Below are 10,828 nucleotides of genomic sequence, written 5' to 3' on the forward strand. Positions count from 1 at the left end.
AAGAAAAAATATATAAATATGAGAAATAAAATAATTACTTTAACTATATTTCTTCTAACTGTAATAGGTTGTGCGCAAAAACAAAATAAAATAACTATGGATGAATACAAATTAAAATTAGCTGATAAAATACAAAAATATGATAAACAACCTTATTATACTTTGCAAATAAATAAGCAAAACTGTAGAGTTTTAGTAAGAATAAACGATCTTCCTTTTCCTTGGAATTTTTTTGAAGATGAAGGAGAAAGTGTACTTTTGCCAATTAATAATCAAATTCCAAAATCGGGAGGACAAACTATTACTATAGAAGTATATCCAATGAGTACCCAGACCTTTATACGGAATTTGGCTCATGTAAATATAAAGTTAGTATATGCCCCCGATCGTCATACACCTATGGATGAATTTGAGGTATTGAAGGAATGGAATCTTCCGGAGTTTTTAGAAGATAAGAAGCTCCAAAAATATGAATTAAAAGGAACATTTCAGGCACAGGTTCCGTTCGATTTTAGTGAAGAACTAATAACAGCCCAAGACTTATCTAAGATACCTGATATAGAGAAAAAAGTAGTAGATAAATACAAACAGCTAAGTAAAATAATAGAACAGGCTGATGGGTATAGTTTCCTTAAAGAGATAGGAGATTTTAATGTTAAACATTGGAGCCATAACTATTTTACCAAAAAAGAAGTAGAAGCAAATCCTGAATCTGAAAATGATTTATATAATTTGACTTTATTAGGTAGGGAAATAGCTCCTATAGAAAATTACGAGTTGGTTTTTTATCATGATAATAAAGTAGTAGTATTACGAGATAAAACAGATAAATCATTTTTCCCTAAAGTTTATTTTTGGCTAGAAGATGAGGGGAAGAAAGAAAAAGTTTTTGTTAATAGATTTATAGATTTATATATGCCGGAAGGGAGTAATGAACTAAAAGTATGGTAATTTCTATATCTATATAAAAGATAAGAGGGTTGCTAATACGGTAAGTAGCTTCCCTTTTAATTATTTCTGGCTTACTGAAAAAGATAAACAGCCCTATGTGGTAATGATAAAAACCTGCCGGTATACCAATGATGTCTTGATTAATGTATATCCGGATATTGAGTGGGATTTTAATTTCTTTTATAATACTAAAGATCCTGTTTGGTATGGAGAGACGGAACCTAATTATAATTTATACAATCTGGATGATAAGAATTCGGTTAATAAAAATATTTCTTTAAAAGATGTACGAAATTGGGGAGATGTTAAGGCAGTAGCAGATTTAAAAAATGAAGAAAGGAACCGGAAAAGACAAAATACATCTACTCAAACCCGTATGACAACAATGGCAAACCGTAATTTAGGAGATAAGCTTACTAATTTTGGTTTAACTATAAAGGCGAAGTATAACGGGAAAATAACGGAAGAATTAAGTTGGAATTTTGCGGAAAAATATCGGAGCACGACAAAAATATTAAAAAGTATATATGATACCGCAGAAAAAATAACCGGGGCTGTGCAAGCCAGAAAATCGGCTAAGGAGGTAGGAACAAAAACCCCAAGTTTATTAGGGAGGTTAAATGCTATGAGTTTGTCTTTACAAGCTCCAGCACCTTCTGCCGGAATAAACTGGAAATATGCTACTACCAAAATAGAGTAGGATTGCAATTGGAAGGCTATGTAAAATGTACTCCTTTAATCGGAGGAAATCTGAAAATTGATTTACTGGCTTTGGGAGAAAAGATCCCGGTATATGGAAAATTAATTACAGCACTTGATATAGCTACCTGGCTGGCAAGTAAATTAAGCATGGGAGTTTTGGAAATAAATTACCGGATAGATTTAATTTTTTATGCTAATTTAGCTATAGATAAGGCGTATGTAAACTGGAATGGAACCCGGCCTAAAGGAAAACAATTTGATACCGATATGAAAATTAGCGGGACTTTTGGGGGAAAATTGGAAATTTCAACAGAGGTAAAAGCGCAATCAAAATATATGACAAAACAAGGAGTAGAAGTATCTTTTGAGGCAGGAGTGAAAGCTGATTGTTATTTTAAGATAACTGCCGATCCTAATTTTAATAAAGAGAACAAGGTTAATTGGACTACAGAGTTTTCTGGCTTAATAGTTGAATTTTATTATAAACTTTCATTAAAAAGTACCTCAAAAAATAAGCCCCCTAAAACATTGAGTCCAATTAAATTAATACCATCATATACAGGGAAAACAACAATGAAATTTTGAGGAAGTTAGAACTAAAAAAATAATATAAACATGAGAAGTAAAATATTAATTCTAATATTTTTGGTATTTATATTAATAAACTGCCAAGAAAAAAAAGAAGTATTAACTAATAAAAAAGAAAATAAAATGAAAATAAACAGTAGTACTCCTATTTATGGAATAGATTTTAATATAGCAACACCTTTTGAAATATTAGTTAATGATGTTCCTGTTATGAAATATTTTTCAAATGGATCAGCAAGTGCTTTTGTTCCAATTAATGGAATGCTAATTAAGGGTAAAAAACAAGAAATAAAAATAAAATTATATAATAGTGATGGGGAAAAAAATATAACAGAAGATATTGCTAAATATTTCAGTTTAAAAATTGTTTTATCTAAAGATATTAGTTTTGGGAAATTTCAAGATGTGCAAATTATAAAAATTCCAGATTCTATAAAAAATACTTCTTTTGTTGAGTATGTATTTCCATTCTATGTAGAGTTTCCTTTCGAAATAGAAGGATGGCAAAAATCATTAAATTTAACTAATGAAGATAAAGATAAACTTTTAGAAGAAGTGGTATTAAAATATGAACAGTTTAGAAATATATTAAATAATAAGGATGGAAAGGAATTTTTAGAAAAAACAAAACATCGTGAAAATGAATTAAATCAAGCATTTTATTTTAATGAAGATCAGAAACGAGAAGATGATAAAGAAACATTAGAAATTATAAATAGAATAACTAAAGTATTTCCTTTAGAAAATTACCAGATGGTATTTTATGGGAATGGAAAGATAGTTGCTTTAGTACGCATTGATAAAAATTTTAGAGGAGAATCAGCATTACAAGCAGAGTTAGATGATGAAAGCGTACAAATATATGAATTATTACTTCATCGTCCTGCATTAGGTAAGCCGTTAGAAGTTATACGATAGATAATAGGCTAAATGAAATTAAAGTAAAATAGGGTTAATGCTCAAGTATATAAATAAAGTTGGTTTTTGCTTACTTCTGGTATCTTCTGTGTTTTCTTGTGCGCAAGGGAATAAGGGAAAGGAGATAGAGCAAAAAACAGATGAAATTATGAAGACCATAGATATCCCAAAACAATACAAACAAGAACCTTTTTACTATTGTGGAATTTACAGTTCCAATGTAAAATGGGAATTATTTATAAACGATGTACAAATGTTTTCTCATTATCAGGGAATGATAACTAGCCCTATAGTTCCCCTAAATTATAATATATTACAAACAGGGAAGCAGAAAATGACGATTCGGATATATCCGTCGGAAGGTAAGCAAACACTGGGAGGATATGCAACTTTTAGAATGAGATTGTTTTATAATCAAAATTTTAGGGATGAAAACGATCCTGAAATAGATATTTTAAGTTATGAATTGCCTTACGCACAAACAAAAGGGCTGCCTTATGTAGAAAAAACCTTTGAATTTGAAGCAGAAGTGCCTTATAAACTGATAGGCTGGACAAAGTCGAAAGATTTGACTAAAGTACCTGATTTGGAAGCAAAAGTAGTAGCAAAAATAGAACAACTAAGAAAAGTTCTGGAAAATAAGGATACAGAAGCTTATATACGAGTGGTAATGCCTAAATTACAAGAGCAGTTTGTTTGTTTGTATGCTACTCAGACAGAAATTAAGAATTATTTAAACGGATTATCTCTTGTAAATAGTGAGGCATTAGAAGGGTTAAAAAACATTAAAATATTGCCTATAAATAGTTATCAGATTGTTTTGGAACCAAATAATAAAGTGGTAAAATTACGGCAATCCGATAAAGATGGGGATATTATAGATGGAGTAGTATTTGAGGGTATTTCTGAAGAAACAGGCGAAATAGAAACTGGAAGTTATTTATTTCGTTTTCATATTCCAGAAGGCTCTAATGAATTAGAAGTTATACGATAGATAATAGGTTAAAAATAAAATTAGAAAAAACTATTGTATTAATGTTCAGGTGTATACATAAAGTTATTTTTTGCTTACTTTGGGTATCTTCTCTATTTTCCTGTGGGCAGGGAAACAAAGAAAGAAGTTTGCCACAAAACGATCAAATAAAAAAAATAACTATATTTAAACAACCTGAAATTATGAATGATACGTTAAAACCCTATCTATTTATTCCAACTTCTTTTATATCTAATACAAATATTAAAAATAAAAGTTATAATATCACAGTAAGAACAGGAAATTCTCAATTAGAGTTATTGGTGGGAGATGTTCCGATTTCCTTAAACTTATTTTGGGGAGATGTTACTAAAACAAATGGACTTCGAACAAGTCCTAATGTACCCATTAATTCCTGTATCTTAAAAAGTGGGAAATATAAAGTGACAGGTAAGATTTACCCTCGCTTTGGACAAAAAATGTTAGAAGAAAGCACCTATCTAACAATGGAAGGATATTATAGAAAAGCGAATGATTGGAATCATAAGTATCCAATATTTTCTATAAAAACTAATGAATTAGCATATTATAGGGGCAATCAATTATATAATCCAATTGTAGGATTTCCTTATTTCGAACTACAAACCGAAATAGAGGTAGAAGTACCCTATGAAGTAGAAGGCTGGAGCCATTCTGTAAATCTGAAAGAACAGAATGAAGAAGAACTAAAAAAGGAGATGCAACAACGTTATGATGACATACGTCAGCTTATAGCCAAAAAAGACACCGCGGCCTTTCGTCAGTTAATACAAGAAAGAGAAGATCTTCTAGGAACCGTATATTACTATTCCGAGGAAGAAAAAGAAAACCGGATAAAGGATTTACTCACGGTCATTATGAGTGAAGAATTTGATATAGCTCCTTATCCTCAGGAAGCTCAGCTCTTATACTTTGCCGAAGGTAAAATGGTGACATTGGTAGACCCGGTAAACCGCGAAGGGGTAATCCGTTTGTTAAACCGAAAAGATCCCAAAGATATAGTTTCTTTAGAGTTCCGTTTCCACCGAAAAAAACCCGGGCAAAAGCTTAGCGTTATTTAAAGTAAAAAACAGGGAAAACAATTGTGTTAATGAGCAGGCATATACATAAAGTTATTTTTTGCTTATTTCTGGTATCTTCTGTGTTTTCCTGTGGGCAAGGGAATAAGGGAAAGGAGATGGAAGAAATTATTCAACAAGAATTAGCGTTAACCCATAACTATACTCATCGTCCGGTCTTCGGGGCTCAGGTAAACAAAAGTGGATGTAAACTTATACTGGAAATAGAAGGAGCGCAGGATTACCGATTCACCGATAACAGAGGTGAGTCTATGATGTTCCCGTTAAATTTGCTATTACTTAATGCAGGAAAAAAGACAGCTATAATAAAAGTATATCCGCGGGATGGAGAAGAATACCTGACCATGTATGCCAATGCAAATATAACTTTTTACAGGGCAGAAGATAAAGATACCCACTTACAGGATTACCGGAAAATAGGGGAGTTTACCTTACCTCAAGGTTTAGCAGAAAAAAAACTACCCTATTATGAAGCTAGAATAAGTTTTGATGCTGATGTTCCTTTTACTTATGATAAAGAACTGGCAAAAGCAAGAGACTTAAGACAGATTCCAGATATAGAAAAAAAAATAGTTAGTAAATATGAGCAATTAAGGCAACTATGTGTAGAATATAAAAAAATAGAACTTTATAAGGAACTTGTGCATTCATCAGGTAAATTTTATAATGTTTTATATAATAACACCTATGATGAGATAAAAAAAAATAGTGAAAATACAATGGGGATTGTTCAGAATGATCCACGAATAGTAAACCGCGAATTATTACCGATAGAGAATTATACTATTCAGTATTATTCCGATGGAAAGATAATTGCCTTATGGCAAAAAAACTTACGGCCTATGTTGTATATTAAAGCCCGTATAAAAAACAACGAAGGAGAGGAAAGGGATTTTGAAGGAGGAGACTCTTTATTTCTTTATATGCCAGAAGGAAGTAATGAACTAAAAGTATGGTAATTTCTATATCTATATAAAAGATAAGAAGGTAGCTAATACGGTAAGTACCTTCCCATTTAATTATTTCTGGCTTACAGAAAAAGATAACCGGGGCTGTGCAAGCCAGGAAATCGGCTAAGGAGGTAGGAACAAAAACCCCAAGTTTATTAGGGAGGTTAAATGCTATGAGTTTGTCTTTACAAGCTCCAGCACCTTCTGCCGGAATAAACTGGAAATATGCTACTACCAAAAATAGAGTAGGATTGCAATTGGAAGGCTATGTAAAATGTACTCCTTTAATTGGAGGAAATCTGAAAATTGATTTACTGGCTTTGGGAGAAAAGATCCCGGTATATGTAAAATTAATTACAGCACTTGATATAGCTACCTGGCTGGCAAGTAAATTAAGCATGGGAGTTTTGAAATAAATTACCGGATAGATTTAATTTTTTATGCTAATTTAGCTATAGATAAGGCGTATGTAAACTGGAATGGAACCCGGCCTAAAGGAAAACAATTTGATACCGATATGAAAATTAGCGGGACTTTTGGGGGAAAATTGGAAATTTCAACAGATATTAAGGTTCAATCAAAATATATGACAAAACAAGGAGTAGAAGTAGCTTTTGAGGCAGGAGTCAAAGCCGATTGTTATTTTAAGATAACTGCCAATCCAAATTTTAATAAAGAGAACAAGGTTGATTGGACTACAGAATTTTCTGGTTTAGTTGTTACTCTTTATTTTAAAGTACAATTTAGCTCTAAAAAAGATGGCACTAGGCCTAAAAAGATTAACCCCATAAAATTAATACCATCTTACAAAGGAGAGCCTGTAAATATGGTATTTGGAAAAGATTAAATTTTTATGAGAAATAAGTTAATAATCGTTTTATTGTTGTTGTCAGTTTGTTTTAACTGTCAAAAGAAAGAGAAAAATAGTAATGAAATAAAAAAATATAAGATGGAAAAAAATTTTATTTATGGAATAGATTTTAATATAGCAACACCTTTTGAAATATTAGTTAATGATGCACCTGTAATTAAATATAATGAAGAAGGCTCTATGAGTGGTTTTTATCCTATAAATGAATTATTAATAAATAATAAAGATCAGGAAATAAGCGTAAGACTATATAGTGAAATTGGTAAAGAATTTATAGCAGAAGATATTTCAAAATATTTTAGTTTAAAATTAGTTTTATCGAAAGATGTTAATTTTGAACATTTTAAAGAAATACAAAATATCAAGATACCAGAAATAATCAAAAATACTCCATATATAGAATATAAATACCATTTTAATATTGAAGTTCCTTATCAATTAGAAGGATGGATAAATTCAGTAGATTTAACAAAAGAAAATAAGGAAGCATTATTAAAAGAAGTTAAGATGTATTATCAAAAGATTTATGGAATTTTAAATAAAGGAGATTATAGCCATTATTCCAAAATTATATCCAAAAGAAATCATGAAGTTTTAGTTGCTTATTATGATTCGGAGATAATAAAAAAAGAACAAGACGAATTACTCGAAAGAATTACTACAGCGCAAGGGAAAATGAAACCAATTGATTTTAATAAATATAATTTAAAAATATATGGGAATGGTAGATTAGTAACTTTAGAGGATGAGAAGGGTGATTCTCCCTTATTCTGTATAACTGAAGAGTATGAAGATTATTTTGGAATTATTTTGTATCGTCCTGCATTAGGTGCACCATTAGAAGTAATAAGATAAACAAATCACAGGATTAATATTATTTTAAGTTAACTGCCAATCCAAATTTTAATAAAGAGAACAAGATTGATTGGACTACAGAGTTTTCTGGTTTAGTTGTTACGGTATATTATAATATTGGAATTGTCAGAAGAAACTCTAATAACAAACCTAAACAATTAGATCCAATAAAACTCATTCCAAGTTTTAAAAATTCAGCTTATATGACCTTTGGTAAAGATTAAAATTAATTTTATGAATAAAATAGTATACATATCTTTCTTTTTTTTATTATTTCATATTAGTTGTAATAAAGCCCAAGATACACTTAATAAAATAACAAATTTAGAAACAATGAATCAACAACCTATTTATACTTTAAAAATAACATCGGGGAATCCTTATGAAACGTATATAAATAATATGATTCTGGAAAAAGATTATTTACCAGGTTCAACAGATAATGAATTAATTATTAATGATCTTATATTAAAATCAGGGAAACAAAAATTACGGATTGTTTTATTCCCCAATAAAGGAAATAAAATAGTTGATAAATTGGGTATAGATTACCTAAAGTTAGGTATTTATAAATATAATGAAGGATACCAATCTTATGTAGAAAGGAAATCTACACTAGTATGTGAATTTAAGTTAGATAAGCAACAAGGTGAAATGCCTATAATTGTTAAAGAATGGATCTTTGATGCCAAAGTACCTTATAGTTTAAAAAATTGGGAAAATGGTATTGATTTAAGTAAGGAAGATAAAGATATTTTAACTAAAGAAGTTGTGAATTATTATAATGATTTAGGAAAAATAATTAATAAAGGAGATAAAAGATCTTTTTTAAATATTATGAAGGAAAGAGACTCTGAAGTTTTTAAGTCATTATATAATGATACTATATTAATTAAAGATGATGAAGAATATATGAATAATAGATTATCAAAAAGCATAGGAAGTGTACAACCAATTAAGAATTATAGACTTATGTTTTATGGGAATGGCAAAATAGTAACATTAGAAAATGAAAAAGGTGAAACTCCTTTGTTTGGGGAAGATAAAGATAATGTTTATTCATACCAGATTTACCTTTATCGTCCTGCATTAGGTAAGCCGTTAGAAGTTATACGATAAAGATAATAGGCTAAATTAAAGTAAAAATAGGGTTAATGAGCAGGCATATACATAAAGTTGTTTTTTGCTTATTTCTGGTATCTTTTCTATTTTCCTGTGGGCAGGGAAACAAAGAAAGAAGTTTGCCGCAAAACGATCAAATAAAAAAAATAACTATATTTAAACAACCTAAGATTATGAACGATACGCTAAAACCCTACCTATTTATTCCAACTCCTTTTATACCCAATACAAATATTAAAAATAAAAGTTATTATATTGAAATACATACAGGTAATTCTCAATTAGAGTTATTGGTGGGAGATGTTCCGGTATCCTTAAATTTATTTTGGGGAGAAATTACAAGTAGAGATGGTCGTAAAATAGGTCCTAATGTACCTATTAATTCTTGTATCTTAAAAAGCGGAAAATATAAAGTAGTAGGTAGAATCTATCCTCGCTATGGTCAACAAGCTTTGGAATTTCATTCATATTTGATAATGGAAGGATATTATAGAGAGGCAGGAAATTGGGATTATACCTATCCCATGTTTATTATAGAGACTCCTAATAAGTACCATAAAAATGGAGAAATATACAATCCAATTGTAGGATTGCCTTATTTTGAACTACAAACCGAAATAGAGGTAGAAGTACCCTATGAAGTAGAAGGCTGGAGCCATTCTGTAAATCTGAAAGAACAGAATGAAGAAGAACTAAAAAAGGAGATGCAACAACGTTATGATGACATACGTCAGCTTATAGCCAAAAAAGACACCGCGGCCTTTCGTCAGATAATACAAGAAAGAGAAGATCTTTTAGGAACCGTATATTACTATTCCGAGGAAGAAAAAGAAAACCGGATAAAGGATTTACTCACGGTCATTATGAGTGAAGAATTTGATATAGCTCCTTATCCTCAGGAGGCTCAGCTCTTATACTTTGCTGAAGGTAAAATGGTGACTTTGGTAGACCCGGTAAACCGCGAAGGGGTAATCCGTTTGGTAAACCGAAAAGATCCCAAAGATATAGTTTCTTTAGAGTTCCGTTTCCACCGAAAAAAACCCGGGCAAAAGCTTAGCGTTATTTAAAGTGAAAAACAGGGAAAACAATTGTGTTAATGAGCAGGCATATACATAAAGTTATTTTTTGCTTACTTCTGGTATCTTCTCTATTTTCCTGCGGGCAGGGAAACAAAGAAAGAAGTTTGCCGCAAAACGATCAAATAAAAAAAATAACTATATTTAAACAACCCGAAATTATGAATGATACGCTAAAACCCTACCTATTTATTCCAACTCCTTTTATATCCAATACAAATATTAAAAATAAAAGTTATAATATTTATATAGTACCCTCACATGTTCAGATGGAATTGTATATAGGGGATATACCTCCTTTTATTGGAGGATTTTGGGGATATATTACAAAAGAAAATGATAGTTTTAGTGCCCAAATACCTATTAATTCCTGTATCTTAAAAAGCGGAAAATATAAAGTAGTAGGTAGAATTTATCCTCGTTATGGAGAAACTTCATTTGATTACCATTCTTATTTACAAATGGAAGGATATTATAGAAAATCCGGAGATTGGGAAGATAAATATCCTATGTTTACTATAGAAACTTCCGATACAAAATATGATGCCAATGATAAACCCTATAATCCAATTGTAGGCTTTCCTTATTTCGAACTACAAACCGAAATAGAGGTAGAAGTACCCTATGAAGTAGAAGGCTGGAGCCATTCTGTAAATCTGAAAGAACAGAATGAAGAAGAACTAAAAAAGGAGATGCAACAACGT

12 protein-coding genes and 1 pseudogene are annotated in these 10,828 nt (G+C 30.5%); all 13 read left to right on the top strand.

What is annotated here, in order from left to right; translation table 11 throughout:
• The first annotated feature begins 18 nt into the window (after positions 1-18).
• Entirely contained in the window at positions 19-951 is a 933-nt protein-coding gene (locus C4S77_RS06075) for a hypothetical protein (protein WP_105246799.1), read from the top strand.
• A 97-nt stretch (positions 952-1,048) separates the two neighbouring features.
• On the top strand, positions 1,049-1,651 hold the full coding sequence (locus tag C4S77_RS06080; RefSeq protein ID WP_146106054.1) for a hypothetical protein: 603 nt from the start codon (positions 1,049-1,051) through the stop codon (positions 1,649-1,651).
• A 2-nt stretch (positions 1,652-1,653) separates the two neighbouring features.
• Positions 1,654-2,238, top strand: a complete 585-nt coding sequence (locus tag C4S77_RS06085) for a hypothetical protein (RefSeq protein WP_105246801.1) — start codon at positions 1,654-1,656, stop codon at positions 2,236-2,238.
• A 126-nt stretch (positions 2,239-2,364) separates the two neighbouring features.
• Entirely contained in the window at positions 2,365-3,159 is a 795-nt protein-coding gene (locus C4S77_RS06090; protein WP_146106055.1) for a hypothetical protein, read from the top strand.
• Between the two features lie 37 nt (positions 3,160-3,196).
• Positions 3,197-4,153 (top strand): hypothetical protein, encoded by a 957-nt coding sequence (locus tag C4S77_RS06095; protein WP_146106056.1) that lies wholly within the window; start codon positions 3,197-3,199, stop codon positions 4,151-4,153.
• 41 nt (positions 4,154-4,194) lie between these two features.
• On the top strand, positions 4,195-5,232 hold the full coding sequence (locus tag C4S77_RS06100; protein WP_105246804.1) for a hypothetical protein: 1,038 nt from the start codon (positions 4,195-4,197) through the stop codon (positions 5,230-5,232).
• A 29-nt stretch (positions 5,233-5,261) separates the two neighbouring features.
• Positions 5,262-6,209: a hypothetical protein gene (locus C4S77_RS06105; protein WP_146106057.1), complete on the top strand. Its 948-nt coding sequence runs from the start codon at positions 5,262-5,264 to the stop codon at positions 6,207-6,209.
• A 95-nt stretch (positions 6,210-6,304) separates the two neighbouring features.
• Entirely contained in the window at positions 6,305-6,616 is a 312-nt protein-coding gene (locus C4S77_RS06110) for a hypothetical protein (protein WP_105246806.1), read from the top strand.
• Positions 6,617-6,717: 101 nt separating this feature from the next.
• A complete protein-coding gene (locus C4S77_RS06115; protein WP_105246807.1) occupies positions 6,718-7,047 on the top strand; it encodes a hypothetical protein in 330 nt (109 codons plus the stop codon).
• 102 nt (positions 7,048-7,149) lie between these two features.
• Complete coding sequence (locus C4S77_RS06120) at positions 7,150-7,926, top strand: hypothetical protein (protein ID WP_146106058.1); 777 nt, start codon at positions 7,150-7,152, stop codon at positions 7,924-7,926.
• A gap of 234 nt (positions 7,927-8,160) precedes the next feature.
• Positions 8,161-9,045, top strand: a complete 885-nt coding sequence (locus C4S77_RS06125) for a hypothetical protein (protein WP_105246809.1) — start codon at positions 8,161-8,163, stop codon at positions 9,043-9,045.
• Between the two features lie 35 nt (positions 9,046-9,080).
• Positions 9,081-10,115, top strand: a complete 1,035-nt coding sequence (locus tag C4S77_RS06130; protein ID WP_105246810.1) for a hypothetical protein — start codon at positions 9,081-9,083, stop codon at positions 10,113-10,115.
• A gap of 29 nt (positions 10,116-10,144) precedes the next feature.
• Positions 10,145-10,828 (top strand): annotated as a pseudogene (locus tag C4S77_RS06135) (hypothetical protein); the annotation flags it as partial.

This window comes from Apibacter adventoris, assembly GCF_002964975.1.
Taxonomy (GTDB): Bacteria; Bacteroidota; Bacteroidia; order Flavobacteriales; family Weeksellaceae; genus Apibacter; species Apibacter adventoris.

Bases quoted from the DNA above. Each gene is read 5' to 3' on its own strand.
- C4S77_RS06075 (WP_105246799.1), top strand. From the start codon at position 19: ATGAGAAATAAAATAATTACTTTAACTATATTTCTTCTAACTGTAATA.
- C4S77_RS06090 (WP_146106055.1), top strand. From the start codon at position 2,365: ATGAAAATAAACAGTAGTACTCCTATTTATGGAATAGATTTTAATATA.
- C4S77_RS06095 (WP_146106056.1), top strand. From the start codon at position 3,197: ATGCTCAAGTATATAAATAAAGTTGGTTTTTGCTTACTTCTGGTATCT.
- C4S77_RS06100 (WP_105246804.1), top strand. From the start codon at position 4,195: ATGTTCAGGTGTATACATAAAGTTATTTTTTGCTTACTTTGGGTATCT.
- C4S77_RS06105 (WP_146106057.1), top strand. From the start codon at position 5,262: ATGAGCAGGCATATACATAAAGTTATTTTTTGCTTATTTCTGGTATCT.
- C4S77_RS06115 (WP_105246807.1), top strand. From the start codon at position 6,718: ATGAAAATTAGCGGGACTTTTGGGGGAAAATTGGAAATTTCAACAGAT.
- C4S77_RS06120 (WP_146106058.1), top strand. From the start codon at position 7,150: ATGGAAAAAAATTTTATTTATGGAATAGATTTTAATATAGCAACACCT.
- C4S77_RS06125 (WP_105246809.1), top strand. From the start codon at position 8,161: ATGAATAAAATAGTATACATATCTTTCTTTTTTTTATTATTTCATATT.
- C4S77_RS06130 (WP_105246810.1), top strand. From the start codon at position 9,081: ATGAGCAGGCATATACATAAAGTTGTTTTTTGCTTATTTCTGGTATCT.